The sequence below is a fragment of the bacterium genome, from assembly GCA_037127815.1.
Classification (GTDB): domain Bacteria; phylum Patescibacteriota; class Minisyncoccia; order Phycocordibacterales; family CAIZLB01; genus CAIJKW01.
Genome location: JBAXXP010000001.1, coordinates 170,334 through 190,277 on the forward strand (window position 1 = coordinate 170,334; position 19,944 = coordinate 190,277).

19 protein-coding genes are annotated in these 19,944 nt (G+C 34.2%); 11 read left to right on the forward strand and 8 right to left on the reverse strand.

All coding sequences use genetic code 11. The annotated features are described in order from the left end of the window. Positions 1-7 precede the first annotated feature (7 nt). The 6 genes from WCQ00_00975 to WCQ00_01000 all read left to right on the forward strand — a co-directional run bounded on the left by WCQ00_00975 (position 8) and on the right by WCQ00_01000 (position 6,529). Positions 8-664 (forward strand): hypothetical protein, encoded by a 657-nt coding sequence (locus WCQ00_00975; protein ID MEI6042125.1) that lies wholly within the window; start codon positions 8-10, stop codon positions 662-664. 60 nt (positions 665-724) lie between these two features. Next, on the forward strand, positions 725-2,572 hold the full coding sequence (locus WCQ00_00980; protein MEI6042126.1) for a DUF87 domain-containing protein: 1,848 nt from the start codon (positions 725-727) through the stop codon (positions 2,570-2,572). 84 nt (positions 2,573-2,656) lie between these two features. Continuing rightward, positions 2,657-3,118, forward strand: a complete 462-nt coding sequence (locus WCQ00_00985; GenBank protein ID MEI6042127.1) for a hypothetical protein — start codon at positions 2,657-2,659, stop codon at positions 3,116-3,118. A gap of 64 nt (positions 3,119-3,182) precedes the next feature. Further along, on the forward strand, positions 3,183-4,235 hold the full coding sequence (locus WCQ00_00990; protein MEI6042128.1) for a hypothetical protein: 1,053 nt from the start codon (positions 3,183-3,185) through the stop codon (positions 4,233-4,235). Between the two features lie 66 nt (positions 4,236-4,301). Then, positions 4,302-5,063 carry a hypothetical protein gene (locus tag WCQ00_00995; protein MEI6042129.1) on the forward strand — a complete coding sequence of 254 codons (762 nt, stop codon included), beginning with the start codon at positions 4,302-4,304 and terminating at the stop codon, positions 5,061-5,063. A gap of 2 nt (positions 5,064-5,065) precedes the next feature. After that, complete coding sequence (locus WCQ00_01000) at positions 5,066-6,529, forward strand: hypothetical protein (GenBank protein MEI6042130.1); 1,464 nt, start codon at positions 5,066-5,068, stop codon at positions 6,527-6,529. Positions 6,530-6,623: 94 nt separating this feature from the next. Here the strand turns inward: WCQ00_01000 and WCQ00_01005 are convergent, their stop codons facing one another. The 3 genes from WCQ00_01005 to rpmH are packed head-to-tail and all read right to left on the reverse strand — an operon-like array spanning position 6,624 to position 7,912. After that, positions 6,624-7,349 (reverse strand): YidC/Oxa1 family membrane protein insertase, encoded by a 726-nt coding sequence (locus tag WCQ00_01005; protein MEI6042131.1) that lies wholly within the window; start codon positions 7,347-7,349, stop codon positions 6,624-6,626. Continuing rightward, positions 7,346-7,729 carry a ribonuclease P protein component gene (locus WCQ00_01010; GenBank protein ID MEI6042132.1) on the reverse strand — a complete coding sequence of 128 codons (384 nt, stop codon included), beginning with the start codon at positions 7,727-7,729 and terminating at the stop codon, positions 7,346-7,348. Before WCQ00_01010 ends, WCQ00_01005 begins: the two co-directional genes overlap by 4 nt. A gap of 48 nt (positions 7,730-7,777) precedes the next feature. Then, positions 7,778-7,912 (reverse strand): 50S ribosomal protein L34, encoded by a 135-nt coding sequence (rpmH, locus tag WCQ00_01015; protein MEI6042133.1) that lies wholly within the window; start codon positions 7,910-7,912, stop codon positions 7,778-7,780. Between the two features lie 155 nt (positions 7,913-8,067). On the opposite strand from rpmH, the gene dnaA reads away from it, so the two are divergent. The 3 genes from dnaA (at position 8,068) to WCQ00_01030 (ending at position 11,171) form a co-directional block, all read left to right on the forward strand. Further along, entirely contained in the window at positions 8,068-9,399 is a 1,332-nt protein-coding gene (dnaA, locus tag WCQ00_01020; protein MEI6042134.1) for a chromosomal replication initiator protein DnaA, read from the forward strand. 383 nt (positions 9,400-9,782) lie between these two features. Further along, complete coding sequence (gene dnaN / locus WCQ00_01025; protein ID MEI6042135.1) at positions 9,783-10,883, forward strand: DNA polymerase III subunit beta; 1,101 nt, start codon at positions 9,783-9,785, stop codon at positions 10,881-10,883. Between the two features lie 30 nt (positions 10,884-10,913). Beyond that, a complete protein-coding gene (locus WCQ00_01030) occupies positions 10,914-11,171 on the forward strand; it encodes a hypothetical protein (GenBank protein MEI6042136.1) in 258 nt (85 codons plus the stop codon). A 65-nt stretch (positions 11,172-11,236) separates the two neighbouring features. Here the strand turns inward: WCQ00_01030 and WCQ00_01035 are convergent, their stop codons facing one another. The 5 genes from WCQ00_01035 to WCQ00_01055 all read right to left on the reverse strand — a co-directional run bounded on the left by WCQ00_01035 (position 11,237) and on the right by WCQ00_01055 (position 18,107). Continuing rightward, positions 11,237-13,753 (reverse strand): penicillin-binding protein, encoded by a 2,517-nt coding sequence (locus tag WCQ00_01035; protein ID MEI6042137.1) that lies wholly within the window; start codon positions 13,751-13,753, stop codon positions 11,237-11,239. A gap of 104 nt (positions 13,754-13,857) precedes the next feature. Next, complete coding sequence (locus tag WCQ00_01040; GenBank protein ID MEI6042138.1) at positions 13,858-14,130, reverse strand: hypothetical protein; 273 nt, start codon at positions 14,128-14,130, stop codon at positions 13,858-13,860. A 134-nt stretch (positions 14,131-14,264) separates the two neighbouring features. Continuing rightward, positions 14,265-14,738: a crossover junction endodeoxyribonuclease RuvC gene (locus tag WCQ00_01045; protein MEI6042139.1), complete on the reverse strand. Its 474-nt coding sequence runs from the start codon at positions 14,736-14,738 to the stop codon at positions 14,265-14,267. A 6-nt stretch (positions 14,739-14,744) separates the two neighbouring features. Then, complete coding sequence (gene ruvB, locus WCQ00_01050; GenBank protein MEI6042140.1) at positions 14,745-15,794, reverse strand: Holliday junction branch migration DNA helicase RuvB; 1,050 nt, start codon at positions 15,792-15,794, stop codon at positions 14,745-14,747. 603 nt (positions 15,795-16,397) lie between these two features. Beyond that, a complete protein-coding gene (locus WCQ00_01055) occupies positions 16,398-18,107 on the reverse strand; it encodes a type II/IV secretion system protein (protein MEI6042141.1) in 1,710 nt (569 codons plus the stop codon). 92 nt (positions 18,108-18,199) lie between these two features. On the opposite strand from WCQ00_01055, the gene WCQ00_01060 reads away from it, so the two are divergent. After that, positions 18,200-19,627 (forward strand): hypothetical protein, encoded by a 1,428-nt coding sequence (locus WCQ00_01060; GenBank protein MEI6042142.1) that lies wholly within the window; start codon positions 18,200-18,202, stop codon positions 19,625-19,627. 1 nt (position 19,628) lies between these two features. Beyond that, positions 19,629-19,937 (forward strand): hypothetical protein, encoded by a 309-nt coding sequence (locus tag WCQ00_01065; protein ID MEI6042143.1) that lies wholly within the window; start codon positions 19,629-19,631, stop codon positions 19,935-19,937. Positions 19,938-19,944: the final 7 nt, after the last annotated feature.

Below are 19,944 nucleotides of genomic sequence, written 5' to 3' on the forward strand. Positions count from 1 at the left end.
TAATAAAATGGCATCAAATCAAGAAAATTTTTCAAAACCTACACAAGATTTTGTCCCTATAAAAGAAGTTAGAGATGGAATTGTTATATTAAAAGATGGTTCTATGAGGGCTATTCTTCTTGCTTCTTCTATTAACTTTGCATTGAAGTCTCCTGAAGAACAACAGTCTGTTCTTTATCAGTTTCAAAACTTTTTAAATTCAATAAACTTTTCTATACAAATCTTTGTTCAATCAAGAAGACTAGATATTACGCCTTATATTAACCTTCTTGAAGATAGAATAAAATTCCAATCAAGTGAACTTATGAAGGTTCAAACAAGGGAGTACATGGACTTCGTTAGAAATCTAACTGAGTCAGTAAACATTATGACAAAAAGTTTCTTTGTTGTTGTTCCATATTCTCCAACTGTACTTAATAAAAAAGGGGGTGTGTTTGGAGGTATGTTTGGAGGTAAAAAAACATCTAAAGAATCTGAGAATGACGAGTATCTTCAGTTTGAAGAATTTAAAAGCCAACTTCAACAAAGAGTAGAGGTTGTAGAACAAGGTCTTGTTAGATGTGGAGTTAGAATCGCTCAACTTGGAACTGAAGAAATCATTGAGTTCTTCTACAAACTCTTCAATCCAGGTACTGTTGAAAAACCAATAGATATGTCTAAGTAAGTTTTGGTTTGTTGATATCTGGAATTTTTTTATATTTTAGAGTACAATTAAAATAATAATATGAGCCTATTAGATTTTTTAAAGAAGCCTCAAGAGGAATCTTCACCAATTAGTTCCATTCTACCTAAGGAAATTTACCAATCTGGTGTTTTAGAACTACAAGACATAATCGCACCTTCTGGTTTAAAAATAAGTCCAAAGACAATCAACTTAGGAGAGAAGATTGTTAGAACATTCTTTGTTATTTCTTATCCAAGATTTTTATCATCGAACTGGTTTTCTCCAATAATTAACCTCGACAAGGTTTTTGATATTTCGATTTTTATACACCCAGTAGACACAGCTACTGTACTTAGACAATTTACAAAAAAAGTTGCTGATATTGAAGTTGATATAAGTACGAGAGAGACTAAGGGATTAGTTAGAGATCCGAAGTTAGATACTGCCTATCAAGACCTAGAAGAGCTGCGTGACAAGCTACAGCAGGCACAGGAGAGACTTTTTGACATAGGTCTATACATTGCTATATATGGTGAAGACGAGCAAGAATTAGACAAAATTGAATCAGAAATAAAATCTATTCTTGAATCAAACTTGGTTTTCATTAAGCCCGCCCTTTTCCAACAAGAACAAGGCTTTCAAAGTGTTTTACCAATTGGTGAAGACAAGCTTGGGGTTCACTCTAAATTAAACTCTGAACCACTATCAAGTATTTTCCCATTTATTTCTTTTGACCTTACATCAGATAAAGGAATTCTTTACGGTATAAACAGACACAACTCAAGTCTTATTCTTTTTGATAGATTTTCACTGGAAAACTACAACTCTGTAACATTTGCTAAAGCTGGTTCCGGAAAATCTTATCAAACAAAACTAGAGATTATTAGATCTATGATGTTTGATACAGATGTTATAGTACTCGACCCAGAACGTGAGTATGAATACCTTGCTGAAGCAACTGGTGGTAGATATTTTAATATTTCCCTAACATCAGATCACCACATCAATCCATTTGACCTACCGGTTCCAAGAGAAGGGGAATCATCATCAGACGTTCTAAGATCAAACATTATTAACCTTGTTGGATTATTTAGAATAATGCTTGGAGGATTAACAGCAGAGGAGGATGCTGTTGTTGATAGAGCCATCACAGAAACTTACGCCCTTAAAGATATTACTCCTGAATCAAACTTTGCAGCCGCAGAACCTCCACTTATGTCAGACTTTGAGCTTGTTCTTAGTGGAATGGAAGGGGGAGAGTCATTAGCACAAAGACTTACAAAGTACACAAAAGGAACATGGGCTGGTTTTATCAACAGACCATCAAACGTAGACATCAACAAGAAGTTTGTTGTTTTTTCACTTAGAGATATGGAAGAAGAACTGAAGCCTGTTGCTATGTATATTGTTATGCACTATATATGGAACGCTATTAGAAAGGAGCTTAAGAAAAGACTTTTGGTCATTGATGAGGCATGGTACTTAATGAAATCAGAAGATACAGCTTCATTCTTGCTTGGTCTAGCAAAAAGAGGAAGAAAGTATTATTTGGGACTTGCTACAATTACACAGGACGTTGAGGATTTTTTGAAGTCTCCATACGGTCTTCCTATTATTTCAAACTCTTCTATTCAAATCTTATTAAAGCAATCTCCATCTTCTATTGATATTGTTCAAAAAACATTTAACTTAACGGATGAAGAAAAATATTTACTTCTTGAATCTGATGTGGGGGAGGGGATGTTTTTTGCTGGTCTAAAACACGTAGCAATCAAGGTTATTGCATCCTATACGGAGAATCAAATAATTACATCTAAGCCATCAGAGGTTCTACAGATTAAAAAGGAAAAGGCAGAACTTGCTGCACAAAAAGAAGAGGAGATGGATAAATTAAAAAAGGTTCTATAGAAAAACAAACACCCCACCGCTCATTTTATGAATAGTGGGGTGTTTTTATATATTATTATCTTGAAATCTGTTAATATATAACTAATGAATGAAAGGCAGGCCAAAAATCAACAGCGTCTACAGAGTGGTAAACAACTTGGTCAGGATTCTTCTGTTGATTCAAAAAACAATGACACGTCTGAAGGCGGTGCTGACAACAGCTCTGGTGAAAAAAAAATTACCCAATCTGTTTTTTTTAAACTGTTAACTGTTTTACTAATTCTTGATATAATCGGATTAATTCCATTTATTGGATGGGCAATAAGCACTGTTGCATCGCTTTTAATATTTAGAAAATTTGGGGTTAAATTTCACTACAAAAACATCATGAAAGTTGGTACTTGTGACTTAGTTAAGGTAATTCCAGGAGTTAGTCTTATTCCTACTTTTGTAATGAGTGGAATTTTAACAATTGGACCTATGGTTAGCGGTCTTGGAGAAGGAATTCCTGGAGGGCAACATGTTGCAAACAAAGTACAGAAAGCTATTTCTATGACTAAAAAATAAAGTATTTATAAAGTTATAAACAAAAAATTACTTTCGTTGTACAATTAGTGATATAATTAATAAGATGATTAAAAAAAACAAACACTTACTTATTTCAACACTTTCTTTGATTGTTTTATTTTTAGTTTTTATTCTAATAAACAAAACAGAGGCACAGGTAGGGGATCCGTCTAGTATTCCAATTCCACAACAAATAAAGGAAATAAAGCAGCAGTTAGATATAAACATTTCCCCTGAGGTACCGGAACCAAATCAAGACGTGACAATAACAGTGGAGGCCTATGGTTTGGATTTAAATTCCACAGATATGCAGTGGTTGATAAATGGTAAAGAAAAAGTTAGGGGTCTTGGTGAGAAAAAATTCACTTTAAATGTTGGGAACTCTGGGCAAAGTACGGTTACGTTAAACATTACACCCAAAGACCAACCTTTGATTTCCAGAGTTTTTGTTTTTAATCCTTCCAATGTTGATCTTTTGTGGCAAGCCGAAACTTATACGCCCCCATTTTATAAAGGAAAAGCTTTATTTTCCCCAGAATCGTCAGTGACAATGGTTGCTATTCCAAATTTTATTAATGGTACCACAAGGACAAATGATTCAAATGTTGTATACAAGTGGAGTATAGACAGAGAGGTTCAGGGGGACTACTCGGGTTATGGAAAAAATTCTTTTCAATACACATCAGATATATTGTCTCTGGATACAGAGATAGAGATCGAGGCTTATCCTTCTAGTCAACAAACAAGAAAGGGTGTTGGTAGCGCCTTGTTGTCTACAAAAAATGCTTTTCTTCTGTTTTATGAAGACAACCCAACAAACGGTGTAATGTTTAACTACTCTCTTAAGAATCAGGTTAATTTAGGAACAAGAAACGAATCAAAGATAAGCGCCTTTCCTTTTAACTCTAGTTCAAATAGTAAAAGTTCTGGTTTAGAATACACATGGTATGTAAACTCTGAAAAGATTGATATACCGTTGAGTACAAACACAATAACAATCAAAAAGAACTCTGCTCAAAAAATTGATGTTGCAAGTATACTTGTTTCCTTATCAAACCCTACACACATAATGCAAGAGACCCAAAATAGCATCGATTTTTTGTTTAACAATAATTAGTACTTTTGCACATTATTTTTCCTTCATAAATATACACAAATCTTTATTTGTTGTATTATATTAGTAATGAATATCCTTAGTAATAATAAAAACAAAATTGGTGGCAAGTTTTTAGCAGCAACAAGTATTCTGTCAATATCATTATATTTATTTTTTGGGATTGTTAGTGTTGTGGAGGCGGTTGATTTTCCCGCTTCTTTAGGGGGAGGTTCTATGAGTCCAACAACGAACAGTGTCACAAAAACAGCCGCTCCCACACTAACTGATTGGAGTACTTTTAATTCAGGTTCAAACTATAATCCAAACTCTACCCCCAACTCTGCACAGCCAACATCTCCAGTAATAACTCCAGGCTCTCAAGCTATGCTACAACAGATGGGGCCTCCGAGCAGTGCCGCTTGTGGAATATCTGTTTCTGGTAGTGGTGGTAAAGGAAAATGGAATTATTGTATGCTTGCTCCTATAGGAGGCCTTATAGGGACACCGTCGGGAACTGGTAAGGACGCAACGGAGATTGTTGATTTGGAGAAAGGCCTACAACCATTCTTTGCTGGGGTTTACAAAGTTGGTGTAACAGCAGCTGTTGCTCTTTCAATTCTTGTTATTTCAATAGGTGGAATTAGAATGGCAACAATAGACTCCATAACAGCCAAGGAGGAGGGCAAGAACATGATCAACGCAGCTCTTTCAGGGTTGTTTTTGGCTCTGTTTTCTTATGTTTTACTTTACACAATCAACCCAGCTTTGATTGGTAATGGGGAGGGGTCAATTTTTCCAACCTCAACAATTCAAATAAATGTAAACCCGTCAACACCAGCAAAAAAATAAAAATGTCTAGATCAAAATTAATCATCTCTATTGCACTAATATTAAGTATAGCCCTCGGTATTCTTGTTGGTATATATTTTTATACAAAAAAAACCACCCAAGGCAACCTTCCAACACAAACTGATAAAACAATCTTTGGTGGTGTTGGTGGGGTCAGAACTGATCTGCCAACAGACAACACAAACAACCCCCAAGGACAAACTACCTCTGGTACAGAAAAACCAACAGGAACGTCAACACCAAAAGCAACCCTACTTAGAAGAATAGCTATTGGACCAATATCTGGAGATGATTTTGTCATGAGGGATGTTTTTGCAACAACAAGTAATTCTTCAACAACACAAACTGTTGGAACTTCTACAAAGAAACAAACAATTAAAGTGACTGTACCAGCTAAACCAAAACTATTAGGTCAAGAAGAAAAAATCAGATATATGGAAAGGGGAACGGGAAGAGTTTTTGAGGCTGAAGCAACAACGTCCACAATTCAAAGAATAACCAACTCAACCTATACAAGAACAGTTGAATCATTTTTTGACAAGAAAGGTGATAATGTTCTTTTTAGAAATCTTTTGGAAAACACAGATACCATACAAACAAGACTTGGAACAGTCTCGCTTGACACACCAACATCCACAGAATACTCTTTAAAAACAAAGGACTTTCCATATAATCTTCTTTCTGTTGTCACATCACCAGAAAAAGATTCTTTTGCATCTTATTTTGAGTCAAAAGGAGTGGGTTCTTCAATTAATATTAGTAGATTTGATGGAACAGGAGTTTTTACAGTTTATAAGTCACCATTTAGAGAATGGTTGTTGTCCTGGCCAAACACAAATACTTTAGTTTTGAACACAAAACCTTCAACCTATTCTCCCGGCTATGCATATTCTATCAATATAAAAACCAAAGCTTTTAGCAGAATAACAGGGGGTCAAAATGGTTTAACAACGCTTGTTTCACCAGATGGTTTAAATGTTTTAGTGGGGGAGAGCATTGATGGATCTATGAAATTAAGTATTTTAAATCTTAAAACACAGTCTTTTAGAGAGATATATACAAGAACCTTACCAGAAAAATGTGTTTGGTCTAAGTTAGAAAAAAGTGTTCTGTTTTGTGCAGCAAGTGAGTCTATTGTATACGCTCCTTACCCAGATGCTTGGTATCAAGGTTTGGTATTTTTTGATGACAATGTTTGGAAAATAAACATCGACACACAAGAAAACAAGCTGATTGCTGTTGTTAAAGACACGGTTAAGGATGGTTTAGATATCACAAACATGATTTTAAACAAGAATGAGGACTATATGCTGCTTACAAACAAAAAAGACTTAAGTTTGTGGGGTCTTCAAATAGAGAAACCTGTTGCTGTGGTGGCCACCACAACACCTTCAAGGGTTAAAAACACAACAACTAGCACAACAACAAAAGCCACATCGAGTAAAGCAACGAATACAAAGAAGTAATTAAACGAAATAAGGATTATTAACAACTTAATTAATATTTTTATAACAAACAAAAACCGCTTATTTAAGCGGTTTTTGTTTGTTATTTTGTGACTTATTTTATATCCTTTTTGATGGTTTTTCTAAAATATAATTCTTGGGCAATAGCAAAAATATTTGAAGTTATCCAATATAGTGAAATAGCTGAGGTTAAGCTAAATGAGATCAAAAAAACGATAGCTGGCATTGTATATCTCATTTGTACATTCATACTTCTTGCAAAATCTTCTTGCTTTCCACCCTTACCTGTTGGAACAAAAGCTGGAACAGAGTATCTTATTTGGATGAATTGTGTAATTCCTACCACAATACTAAGCCAAATATTCTTCTTTGTTATATCCAGTAATCCTAAAAACAAAACATTAACTATTTGTGGATTTGGAATAAAGCTATACAGTATTTGTGGATCTATGTGAGGCAAACCTGATGTGTAAAAAATTTTTGCTAAAGAAAGGATGATGGGTAGCTGAATAAGCATTAAAAGAATACCTGAAAATGGATTTAGGTTGTTTTTCTTATAAAAATCTAACGTGAGTTTTGCTTGTTCCTCTTTATTATTAGCAGTTTTCTCTTTAATTTTATTCAACTCAGGCTCCAAAGCCTTCATTTTCAGCTGTGTTTTAACAGAACTTTTTGATAAGGGGATTAATATAAACTTAACAACACAAGTAAAAAGGATAACAGCAACACCAAGATCAGCTCCTGGTGTGTGATTTATTATAAATACAAGTCCGTTATATAGTGGATTATAAAAAGTGAAACTAAAAAAATTTGATATCATTGTTTTATTATATCTTCTTTTACTAAAATTTGCTTAATATCTGAAACGATTTCTCCAAAACCTGCGTTTTTTGACGTTTCTTTTGAAAGGAACACAAAAGAGGGGATTGTAGTGTTTTTATCTTCAAGCCCCAACTCTTTTATGGCTGTAACAAAAGCCTCTCTAAGCCTTCTTTTAGACTTGTTTCTATCAATAGCTTTTATACAAACCTTTTTAGAACAAACGAACGATCCTTCCAACTGATTAACCTTATCTTTAGGCACAACAGGCCCTGTTTCTTTTTTTTCAAAAACTTTCAAAAGAAAAAAGCCTGAATTATAGGCTCTTCCTTTTTTCATTATTAAAGCAATTTGGGTTGAAGAAAGGCTTTTTATTGTCATAGATGGCTTTATTTAAGGGTATTTTACAAACAACCCAAGCATGCAAGACTATACAGCCAACTTCTTTCTACCTTTTGCGCGACGAGCGGCCAAAACACGACGTCCTCCATGTGTTTCTGATCTCACAAGGAAACCATGTGTAGTAGCTCTCTTTCTTTTATTTGGTTGGTATGTTTGCGACATAAGGAGGATATTACATCATTTTTGTTTTTTTGTAAACACCAAAAATTAGAAGTGTTGTGTTTTAAAGTCTACTAAAGTTATCCACAGGTATGAACATACTTTTATGTATAGTTCAAGTTTCTTTTAAAAAACCAGAGGGTATAATATTTAACACTATGGAAATAAAAAAACTATGGGATGATCTATTGGCGCAAATGGAAATTGAAGTTTCTAGAGCCAACTTCTCTACATGGTTTAAAGATACATACATAAACAAAGTAGATAGTGGTGTTGTTTATATAGCTGTTCCAAATACTTTTGCAAAGGAATGGCTTTCTCAAAGATATCACAAAAAAATACTTGAAATACTTAGGGTGGGGGATGAGTCTATTAGGTCTATTGAATATACTATTTCTGCATTAAAGAAAAAGAAAGATGGTGCTGATGAGGAAAATTCCCAAAACAAAGAACTCCCATTAAGCGGCTTATTTATTAGCCCGGACGACAATTTGAACCCAAGATATACATTTGATAATTTTGTTGTTGGTCAATTTAATGAATTAGCGCACGCTGCTGCACAAGCTATAATTAAAAAACCTGTTGCTTATAACCCTCTTTTTTATTATGGAAACACAGGTTTGGGTAAAACACACTTAATGCAGGCTGTTGGAAACCATATAAAGAACCATAATAAAGACCGCCGTGTTTATTATGTTACTTCTGAGAAATTTACAATGGATTATGTAACATCACTCCAGTCTGGAAAGATAAATAATTTTAAGGAAAAGTATAGAAAGTATGATGTTTTGATAATGGATGATATTCAGTTTCTTTCAAACAAAGAGAAGACTCAGGAAGAGCTTTTTCACTTATTCAATTATCTCTATGATAACAATAAACAAATTATCTTTTCATCAGATGTTCATGTAAACTACCTTCCAAACCTGGAGGATCGTTTAAAATCAAGGTTTATGGCTGGTATGATTATTGATATCTCCCCAGCTGACACGGAGTCTAGAATTGCAATTCTTAAAACTAAGGCTAGGATAAACAACTTTTATATCTCTGATGAACAAGTAACCTTCCTAGCAACAGCTGTTAGTGGTAGCATTAGAGAGCTAGAGGGTGTATTAAACACCGTAATATGTCAGTCTCAATTAAAAGGAAGAGAATTAACACTCGCTGAAATTAAACAGCACACAAAGAACACGGGTGGTCCTCATAAGAACGTTTCTGTAAAAGATGTTGTTAAAGCTGTTGCAGCCTTCTACAATCTAGAAGAAGAAACTATCTACAACAAAACAAGAAGACAAGAAGTTGTAAAACCAAGACAGTTAACAATGTACATATTAAGAGAATATTATAATATCTCATTACCTTCAATTGGTCAGAAACTGGGAGGTAGAGACCACACAACAGTAATCCACTCATGTGAGAAAATTAAAAATGAATTAAAGGTAAATCTTGAACTACAGGGGGAAATCAATCAGATACGGGCCATGTTATAGTTTATAGCTGTTAAAATTAGAGATATCAAAAGAAGGAGGTGTATTGAAAAATACCCTCTTTTTTATTATTCAAGAATATATAAAACATACATATCCTTAATTACTTATGTGCATAAGTCTGTGTATAAAGTGTTTATAGATAGTTAGTATACTGTTAAGAACCTGTATTCAACATGTTATTTAAAAAGTATAAGCTGTGTACTAAAAGGTAGTTATAAACAGGTCTATAAAAGACATGTTCTGAATCACCATATAAAACACTGTCTTTTAGTCTGTCCTTTATTTAAATACGTTTAAATCATAGGATATATCAAAAAGTCCACATATCCACAGGTATAGTAGTAATAGATGTTTTTTATTAATAAAGATATAATCAATACATTATGAAAATTGAATGCATCAGAGAAAGATTAGCAGAAGCTGTTTCAAAAGCTGAAAAGATTACAAGTAAGAACGCGTCATTACCTGTTCTTAAGTGTATTCTTTTAAAAGCAACTAAAGACGGTTTGTTTATAAGTGCAACAAATCTTGATATTGGAATAGAAATAAAAATACCAGCAAAAGTTGAAGTTGAAGGGTCTATAGCAATCCCTGGTTCTATACTAAATTCTTTCTTAAATAGTATATCTTCAGAGAAAACGGTTAAACTTGATTCAGAAGATGGTAACTTGATTGTTTCTACTCAAAAGACAAATACTGTCATAAAAATATTTCCAGATGATGATTATCCTTTGATTCCTAAGGTAGACACCGGTAAAGGGTTTGAAATGCCTACAGAGAGCCTTGTGACAGGCATTAAGTCTGTTTGCTATAGTTCTGCTACTTCTAGTATTAAACCAGAGCTCTCAAGTGTTTGTGTGACTCCAGAAGAAGATTCCATTCTCTTTGTTGCCACCGATGGATTAAGACTTGCTGAAAAAACAATTAAATTAAAAAATAATTTTGATTTTACACAAATATTAATACCTGTTAAGAATGCGATTGAAATAATTAGGATTTTTGAAGGAGGGGAGGATATGTTAAGTATCGTTATTGAACAAAACCAAATCGCTATAACAGCAGGAGATACCTATTTGGTTTCAAGGATTGTTGAAGGTAATTTTCCTAATTACAAAGCTATTATTCCAAAAGATTTTGTTTCTGAGGTAACTGTTTTAAAACAAGACTTAATGAATTGCTTCAAAACAAGTTCTATTTTTACAGATGCTTTTAATCATACTAAATTTGTTGTACACGCGGAGGAAAAAAGTGTTGAGATTATAACAAAAAATAATAATGTCGGTGAAAATTCGACATCTATATCAGGAAATGTTGTAGGGGAGTCATTAGATATTAATTTTAACTATAAATACATAATGGAGGCGTTAGCTTCTATTAACTCTGATAGCTTAATACTTTCCTTTAGTGGGGTTAATAAACCTATGATAATGAAACCTGTGGGCGATTATAGCTTTCTTTACCTATTAATGCCTATGAATAGATAATATTGTAAATAATTTATTAATATATATAAAATGGTAAATATAGGTGATTTATTGAAAGATTATTTAAAAATTAAAAACCCTTTAGTTGATAAAGTGTCCTTGTCTGATGAACTAAATAAAGAATTTAATTTAAATATCAAAGAAGAGCAAGTTTTTTTTAGAAAAAATGTACTTATATTAAAAGTTAATGCTGTTCAAAAAAGTTTTGTTTTTATGAGAAAAAACGCTGTTTTAGAAACTGTTAACAGAATATGCCCTGATAGATTCATAGATACAATACAGTTCTAAGACAAGTAATAAAAAAACACACTACTTACAAATAGTGTGTTTTTTAGGTGGTTGTTGTTGAACTTTTATTTAATTGAAAATACTACAGTTGCCTCTCTTTTGTTTCCATCAGAGTCTGTCTCTATAGCTTTTAGTTCATCTTCAAAATCACTAGAAGGTGTATCTTTGGGTGTGTAAGAGAAAGTAAAAGGGGATTCCGTTGATTTACCTATTGAAACTCCGTTTATAAGATATTCAATTGATACAGTGTTTTCTTTTGCACCAGAAACTAAAATTGTTTGTCTCGATGTTTTATCTATTGTTGCAAACTTAACTGGGGATATTATCCTAAAGGTGTTTGTGATTATGTCTTGATTGTTGACTGCAGCTTGAGAAATTAAATTTTCTGCAACTGTACTTTTTGACCAATTTAATACCCCGAATTCCCAGTTGTTGAATTGTTCGTCTCTTGATGACAACCCTGGTGCTGAACCCTTTGGGTTTGTTCTGTCTATCCAATAAAGCTCTGAATGTACCTCATTACCTGGGCCAGCCCAAGATCCTGTTAGAAATGGTTTAAGACCTGTTTCATAAGATTCAGGGGAATCAAAATTCTCAACAGGGATTCTTGATAGTTCAAAATCCATTATACTTTTAAATAAAGGCCCAACTATTTTTGCTGATGCTTGTTGGGACATAGGGGTGTTGTCATTGTTTCCCATCCATGCTCCAATTGAAATACTTGGTGTGTAACCAATCTCCCAAGCATCTCTTGAGTTGTTTGTTGTTCCGGTTTTTATTGCAACATCTCTATCTCCAAAAGTACTTTGTGAAAATATAGAAGATCTAGCTTTTTTGTCTGATAAAACATCATTAATTAACTTAGCTGACTGTTCTGTTATAACCTGTCTTGTTGAAACCTTGTCGGGAGCCTGTTCCAAGATATCCCCTTTTTCAGTTTCTATTTTTAAAACAGATATTAGTGGAGCTTTTTGACCATTATTTGCAAAAACTCCATAAGCCGAAGTCATATCAAGTGGTGAAACTTCCCCACCTCCAAGAACAAGTGTTAATCCATATTGAGAAGCAGGACCAAGTTCATTAATTCCTAGTGCTGTTGCTGTCTTAATTGTGTCTGCTAAACCAGCTAAATATAAAACCTTAACAGATGGAATGTTTCTTGACTGAGCTAATGCTGATCTAAAGTTCATTAAACCTTTATATCCACCTTCATAGTTTTGTGGATTATAACAAGGTGAACCGTCTGAACTTTTTGTTTCAGTACCTGTTGGAGAACACTTAACATTAAACTCTGTTAGAACGTCAAAAACAGGTGTTTCAGGGGTGTATCCTTTTTCAAAGGCTGTTACATAAGCAAACGGCTTAAAGGCTGAACCAGGTTGTCTGTGTGCAGTTGTGACATTGAAGTTTCCATCATTTTTAGCATCAAAGTAATCTTTTGAACCAACCATTGTTAGAATTTGACCTGTCTTTGGGTCAGTTGCAACAACAGCCGCATTATTTGCTTTGAAAGATGGGCCTTCCTTATTTACATAATTATAGACCAACTCCTCGGCTTTTTGTTGAAGGGTGTAGTCTAGTGTTGTTGTTATTTTTAAACCCCCTTTTAATAATAATTCATCACCATATTTTGCTTCAAGATATTCTTTTATGTACATAACAAAATGGGGAGCCTTAATTCCAGCTATTGATTTTGGTTGAAAAACAACTTTTTCCTTTATAGCTTGATCGTATTCTGCCTGAGTAATCATTTTTGAATCAAGTGTTTTTTGAAGAACTAGATTTTTTCTATCTTCTAATTTGTTTTTGTATTTTCCATAAGGTGAAAGAGTTGTAGGGGACTGTGGAAGAGCAGCAAGATATGCAGACTCCGCAAGTGTTATGTCTTTTGATTTTTTATTAAAATACAAAGAACTCGCTTCCTCAATACCATAAATATTTCCTCCATAAGGAGCTTCATTTAAATACATATTTAAAATTGTATCCTTGCTAGCGTTCCTTTCCAGTTTAATGGATAGAATCCATTCCTTAACTTTTCTTGCTATTGTCTTATCTTGAGAAAGTAGTGAGTTTTTAACAACCTGCTGTGTTATTGTTGAACCTCCTTGGCTGAATTTAAGGCTGAAGATATTGGCAATAATCGCTCTTATAATAGATGTTACTTTAATGCCCCCATGATTGTAAAAATCAACATCCTCAATCGCAATTGTTGTTTTTTTGATATTTGAAGAGATCTGATCAAAGGGTGTTACTGTTCTTCTTACTTTTTCACTCAAGTCATATAATAAAATATTTCCAGTTCTGTCATAAATCTTAGCTGATTGACCAAGGAGTCTGTCGTCAAAAGAAGATAGGTCTGGGGTTTTAATCGTTGCTGCCCAAATTAAAAACAATCCAGACAAAATAATAAAACAAATTATTAATGCTAAAAAAATATCTCTAATAAGAAACCTTTTTTCTTTTTTTGTTTTAAATTTATTTTTAAAACGACGGGGGAGCCCCAACATGGATCTAAGACTCCATTTACTGTGTTTTTTATAATGTGATTCTACTGAAGATTCATTTTTATAGTCATTAAACATTTTGTTTTTTTAATTGTTTGTACATCATACATTGTATAACAAAACACACACTATTTACAGTGTGTGTTAGCTACCGAAATTGAGATAAATAAAATATATATCGATTAGAACAAGTCCTCGCTAATCTCATCCTCCACCTCATCTTCGTCGTCTGTTGTTGGGGCTACGTATTCACCATCTTCATTAAGCTCACCAAAAGCACCGAAGCCAAAAGGGTCTTCCTCAGGACTAACAGCAGCTTCCTCCTCTACTGGGTCTTCTGCATCATCACCAGAAAGCTCTGCTGGGTTTATGTCAGTAATTTCCTTATCATCATCTGTATCTGCTTCTGTGTCATCCCCTCCAGCTTTTATTGTGTCATCTAATTCGTCAGACATATTATATATTTGAATTATTATTAAAACTTATTTGATATATTTATCATATCATTAGAAATATGCAAGTGGAACTGTGGATATCAACTTATTTAGATAAAAACCTGAACGAGGTCTATTGTAAAAATACCTAAAGATCAGTTTCTTATAATAGCTGAACATGCCAAACCGCAAGCTATTGCATCATATTCATCATCGGTTGCTTTCTTGTCCATCTTCAAAATCATCTGAACCATTTTGATCATTTGATGTTTATCGCTCTTTCCGTCACCTGTAACTGCAACCTTAATTTCCATTGGGTTAATTTCTTTTATTTTAAGATTATTGTTTGACGCAATATAAATTATTGCCCCTCGTGTTTCAGCAACCCTCATTGCTGTCTTTGTGTTTTTACTGAAAAATAAAGTTTCTATGGCTAAAACAAAAGGTTTGTGTGTAGATATTAAGTTTTCAATTTTGTTTCCCACCAGAAGTAGTCTCTCTTCAAATGGAAGTTTGGCGTCTGTTTTAAAACATTCAGAATGAAGAAGTTCTTCTTTTTTACCCTGCTCCCTGTTAATAATAGCAATACCTAATCTTTCATATCCGGGGTCTATAGATAGTATTTTCATTTTAAACTAAGTAAATTTAATTTGCCTTTCAGTAGGATAATCTTTTCCTAAGTGAGCATAACCCTGTTGTGTAACCACACGGCCTCTTGGGGTTCTTTCTATAAAACCAAGTTGTATTAAGTATGGTTCACTAAATTCTTCAATTGTAGCCTCGTCCTCTGAAAGGGAAGCAGAAATTGTACCTAACCCAACCGGTCCGCCTTCATATTTGTCAACAATTGTTGAAAGAATAGACCTGTCCATAGCCGTTAGACCTCTATTGTCTATAGAAAGCAAGGTAAGTGCTTCCTCAACAACCTCTTTTGTTAATTGTTTTTTGAGAACCTGAGCATAATCCCTACATCTTTTTAATAAGTAATTAGCTGTACGAGGTGTAGAGCGGCTTCTTTTTGAAATTTCTGCAATTGCCCCAGAATCTATACTCATATTAAGTATTTTTGCAGATCTTGAGATAATTTTACCTATTTCATCCTCAGTATAGAACTCAAGTCGGAAAACACCACCTGAAAACCTAGACCTAAGAGGGGAGGATATCATTGCGACTCTTGTTGTAGCAGAAATTAATGTAAAAGGAGGCAGGTCTAATTGTATTGTCCTTGCGGAGGGGCCTTTTCCAATAATAATGTCAATTTGGCCTGATTCCATAGCTGGGTACAATACTTCTTCCACGGTTTTGTTTAATCTGTGGATCTCATCAATAAAAAGAATGTCTCCAGGGGACAGGTTTGTTAGTACAGAAGCGAGGTCTCCCACACGCTCTATTACAGGCCCAGAAGTAACCTTTATTTGAGACCCTGTCTCTTTAGCTATAAGATGGGCCATTGTGGTCTTACCAAGTCCTGGAGGGCCGTAAAACAACAAGTGTTCTGGTGGGTGATTCCTTTCTTTTGCTGCTGTGAGTAGTATTTTAAGGTTGTTCTTTATTTGTTCTTGTCCAATATACTCATCGAAATTGTTAGGTCTTAGTTCTTGGTCAAGCACTTTATCACCCGTTTTTTCAAGGGTTTCATCTGTTACAGGTTCATCTATATGGGTTATATTAAAATCTTGAGACATTGTGTTTTTTTCTTACCCATTTTAACCCCTAATTGGGATAATAACCGCTTGACAGAAAAAAATAAGTATGCTACGATACTTAGGTAAACGAAATGCACTTGCCACACGGTTGTGGAAGATGTAAAATAGATTTTTGTAATCAGTTGATTCAAATAAGAAGAGATTTATTCCCGTGTTCACATGAACTAAACGGCTCCTTAAATCTCTAAGCGATACAACCTTCGCGGGTCTATCGGTTTTTCTTAAAGGACGTTCTGGTGCGGGCTTTATGCCACGTTCCTGGTGCTATCCTTAAAGAACTATCGGGCTTTAGGTCTTAGGACTTAAAGCATCGCTTAGAGATTTAAAGTGCTGTTTTTTTATACCTCAATTTTGATGTGCTTATATTTTTGAATAAGCTACCTCTGTATTACAACTGTGTTTCAAAATCGATAAGGTAACAATACCTGCGAGGCCACATGAAGTCAACGGACATGTACACAGTTTTGATTTTCATAAGTTATTTCTCAGGCTGTCAAATGAAACCAACAAAAAAGACTTGCATTGCAAGTCTTTTTTGTTGGTTGAAATCAGGAGGGTGGTTTATATAATCAAATATTCTTTCTATTTTTCCTCCTCAATATAATCATCTTTTGTTAAGTCTATAACTCTCTCTAATTCTTCAAAAGAAGTTTGCCCTTGTAAAACTTTTACTACACCATCTTGTCTCATGTCCATAAAGCCTTGTTTTTTTGCAACAGCCCTAATCTCTCTTTCACTTGGGTTCTCTCTAACAATCTTTTCAATAGAAGCGTCTGTTAATATTAATTCATGAATACCAACTCTATCTGCATACCCAGTGTTGTTGCAGGCAACGCACCCAACAGGAACATATATTTCAGTTGGTTTTTCAGGGAACTCTTTTGCTTCTTCCATGTCTTTGATTGAATCAAGAACATCGTCAACCAAAGCTATTCTTTCAGGTGGTATTGGCATCTTCTTTTTGCATTTTTCACAAAGCACTCTAACAAGACGTTGAGCAATAGCGGCATGAATAGCCGATGTTAATGTTTTTGGATCAGCACCAAGATCTATTAGTCTAGTAAATGTTCCTGCGGCATTGTTTGTGTGGAGTGTTGAGAACACAAGGTGTCCTGTTAGTGCGGCGTTAATGGCAGTAACGGCTGTTTCGGCGTCTCTGATTTCTCCAACCATTATAATGTCTGGGTCTTGTCTCATTGCAGATTTTAAACCAGCCTGAAACGTATAACCTTTGGCATCTTCAACTTGTGTTTGAACAATTCCAGGAAGGTGATATTCAACAGGGTCTTCAATTGTAATAATCTTATATTCAGGACTTGATACCTCTCTTAAAAAGGCATAAAGAGTTGTTGTTTTTCCAGAACCAGTTGGTCCTGTTGTTAAAATTAAACCATTTGGTCTAGCAATTTCTTTTCTAATTGCTGCTAAAAAACGCTTTGTCATTCCTAATTTATCCATAGTAACCATAATAGATTCTGGATTTAGAATACGCATAACCACAGACTCACCATATGAACCAGGGATTGTTGATGTTCTAATTTCTATGTCACTTCCCTTAAGTTTAACTGTAAATCTTCCGTCTTGAGCATTTTCTTTAACGTTTAATTTTAATCCAGACAAAAGTTTTAAGCGTGAGAGCATAAGGTTGTATGTGTCCTTGTCGAATTCTGCAACAGTGGTCAAAACACCATCAATTCTATAACGCAGTCTGGAATTAAATTCTCCAGCCTCCATGTGAACATCGGATGATTTTGTAGAAAGAGCTCCAGCCATCATAATAGAAAGCATTTTTGAAACACGGTGAGTTTTCTTCATTTCAAGAGCTTCTTTTATCCAAGTTGCAATATCCTCTAGTTTTTTTGTTCTCTCAACCAAAGATTCAATTTCCTCACTTGAAATATCTAATGATCCAGCCTCAGTTTGAGCCGCAAAAGAAAGGTCTTTATATCTTTCCCATGCCTTTTCTAAACTATGTGTTGATGCGATAAAAAGTGTTACTTGATAACCCTTTCTACCCAGATTATCTAGTACATCCTTTGTTTCAATACTATCTGGGGAGTGAACAGCTAAAGATATTTTAGTACCAATTATATCAAACACTGCGGTTTGGCTTGATTTTGCAACCTCCTCCTCTATCATTTTTAAACCATCTGAGTTAATTGGAACAGTTGTTAGGTCAATGTAGGTAAGATTGTATTTATCCGCCAACATTTGCATAGAAGCTTCTTCTTCATCAATAAGAAGTTGTTTCATTCTTGTGTCTTGTTTTTCTTCATCAAATTGAATTGTCATAGCATTATTTTATACTGTTTTTAGGTATTGTGCCACAAATAATTTGCATAATCCATTTTGTAAACAAGATTACATCCTAAAATCAACATTGTTTGACGAAAGATGTTGACGAGGATACAATTATTGTATTCCTATCGTTATTTAATACGGTATTTAAAAATAATAAAACAATTATGACTGAAAGACCGTTACCACCTGAGGGTTTACCGACAATACCAAACCGGGCAAGTGAAGCTGTGATTGACGTTGATACTGAGGTGGAAGTCTTAGAGTCGGAAACAGAAGAGCCTACGACACCAGAGATAAACGAACCCGCAGCTGAACCATTGGACAGCCCAGAAGGTATTCCTGTACAAACAGAAGTGACGGAGAGAGAAAGTGGTTGGTTCAAAAGTCAAATTAATAAACTGGGTAAAAGAATGGGTTGGGCTGAAGATATTATTACTTATGTAAAACTAAATATTGCAGACAAACTTTCAATGGAGAAAGAAAGTTCATCTGAGGACAAGTTGATATCTAAAAAAAGGGATGAAATTTCAAGAATCGAAGAAAAAATAAAAAAGATAATCGTTGAAGATAAAAGAAAACAGGAAAATATTGAAAAAATAGATAGATTGATTGAAGAAGCTCAAAGAACCTTAAATAGTGAGCTGGAAGCCGCACATCTAAGAGAAAAAGAAAGGTTGCCTAAAGTTGGGGAAAAGAGGGGTCAGCTTGAGGAAGAAAAAAAATTCTTAACTGGTCAACTAGAAAGATTTGGAGAGAGAAAGGTTGGAGTACTTGATAAGTTTGTAGACAGAATAGAGCTTAAAACAGAGGGAATTAGACAAAGAGAGGGTTATCAAGAAAATATAAATAAACGTCTTGAGGCGAACAAGGAGATTGAGAAAATGATGGGTGTGGTAAGCGAAACGGAGAGTCAAATAACTGATATTAGAAAAAAATTAGAAGAAACCAAAGACAAGAAAGAAAGGGATATATTAAAGAAATCACTGGGAGATAGTGAGAAAGCACTAAGTAAGGCTAAAACAGCTTATAAAAAAGCTGAAACATCGAGACAAAAACTAACAAAATCTATAGAACGTACTGATAGTAGGACAGACAGGTTTGACGCACTCAGAGACAGGTATGCAAAAAGAAGCAATATAGAAAAAAGAGCTTGGCAGCGCCTTTTTGCGAAAGGTGAGGGTTCTGGCACAGAGAATCTTAGTGAAGAGGAAAAGGAATTCAAAAAAATCAATGATGATGTAAAAGAACTTGGTGTGTTAACAGAAAAATTGGGTAAGAAAAACCATCCTAAAATTCAAAAAATTCTAGAAAACATAAATGCCTCTTTGATAAAGGTTTTGAACATGGATTTCTTGGAAGAGAAACAGAAAGATATTTTTGAAAACTCAGTATCGCAAATTGAAGGTTTTTTGAATCATATTAAAGGAGAAAAAGGGGCAATTACAAACGATATGTTCTATATAATTAAAAAATTCCAAAAAAATATTAGAAAAAGAATAATTACTAAATAAAATGAATGCAACACCAAACGACAACATAATCCCTGATGATGTAGGAGGAATCAGTAATCTTCATGGAGAAGAACTCGAAAATTATCTCAAACAAAAATTAGATGAATTCAATGAAAAGATAGACGCAAGCGAGGCTGCTTTAGAAAAAATGAATGATTATGTCGAAAGTGGTACCTTGATCGATGAACAAAAAACATACGATGAGGATACGGATGATATTTTGGAAATAGAGGATCAGCTTGATACAGATCTAAATAATGCTGTGTTGGATTTAGCTACAGAGGATAGGGTTTTGAAGGATATAGAATAAAAGTAGT

What these genes read in the sequence shown, in the direction of transcription:
- WCQ00_00995 (MEI6042129.1), top strand. Translation starts at nt 4,302, where the DNA reads ATGAATATCCTTAGTAATAATAAAAACAAAATTGGTGGCAAGTTTTTA.
- WCQ00_01005 (MEI6042131.1), bottom strand. Translation starts at nt 7,349, where the DNA reads ATGATATCAAATTTTTTTAGTTTCACTTTTTATAATCCACTATATAAC.
- dnaA (MEI6042134.1), top strand. Translation starts at nt 8,068, where the DNA reads ATGGAAATAAAAAAACTATGGGATGATCTATTGGCGCAAATGGAAATT.
- ruvB (MEI6042140.1), bottom strand. Translation starts at nt 15,794, where the DNA reads ATGTCTCAAGATTTTAATATAACCCATATAGATGAACCTGTAACAGAT.
- WCQ00_00980 (MEI6042126.1), top strand. Translation starts at nt 725, where the DNA reads ATGAGCCTATTAGATTTTTTAAAGAAGCCTCAAGAGGAATCTTCACCA.
- WCQ00_00985 (MEI6042127.1), top strand. Translation starts at nt 2,657, where the DNA reads ATGAATGAAAGGCAGGCCAAAAATCAACAGCGTCTACAGAGTGGTAAA.
- WCQ00_01055 (MEI6042141.1), bottom strand. Translation starts at nt 18,107, where the DNA reads ATGACAATTCAATTTGATGAAGAAAAACAAGACACAAGAATGAAACAA.
- WCQ00_00990 (MEI6042128.1), top strand. Translation starts at nt 3,183, where the DNA reads ATGATTAAAAAAAACAAACACTTACTTATTTCAACACTTTCTTTGATT.
- dnaN (MEI6042135.1), top strand. Translation starts at nt 9,783, where the DNA reads ATGAAAATTGAATGCATCAGAGAAAGATTAGCAGAAGCTGTTTCAAAA.
- WCQ00_01065 (MEI6042143.1), top strand. Translation starts at nt 19,629, where the DNA reads ATGAATGCAACACCAAACGACAACATAATCCCTGATGATGTAGGAGGA.
- WCQ00_01045 (MEI6042139.1), bottom strand. Translation starts at nt 14,738, where the DNA reads ATGAAAATACTATCTATAGACCCCGGATATGAAAGATTAGGTATTGCT.
- WCQ00_00975 (MEI6042125.1), top strand. Translation starts at nt 8, where the DNA reads ATGGCATCAAATCAAGAAAATTTTTCAAAACCTACACAAGATTTTGTC.
- rpmH (MEI6042133.1), bottom strand. Translation starts at nt 7,912, where the DNA reads ATGTCGCAAACATACCAACCAAATAAAAGAAAGAGAGCTACTACACAT.
- WCQ00_01010 (MEI6042132.1), bottom strand. Translation starts at nt 7,729, where the DNA reads ATGACAATAAAAAGCCTTTCTTCAACCCAAATTGCTTTAATAATGAAA.
- WCQ00_01035 (MEI6042137.1), bottom strand. Translation starts at nt 13,753, where the DNA reads ATGTTTAATGACTATAAAAATGAATCTTCAGTAGAATCACATTATAAA.
- WCQ00_01040 (MEI6042138.1), bottom strand. Translation starts at nt 14,130, where the DNA reads ATGTCTGACGAATTAGATGACACAATAAAAGCTGGAGGGGATGACACA.
- WCQ00_01030 (MEI6042136.1), top strand. Translation starts at nt 10,914, where the DNA reads ATGGTAAATATAGGTGATTTATTGAAAGATTATTTAAAAATTAAAAAC.
- WCQ00_01000 (MEI6042130.1), top strand. Translation starts at nt 5,066, where the DNA reads ATGTCTAGATCAAAATTAATCATCTCTATTGCACTAATATTAAGTATA.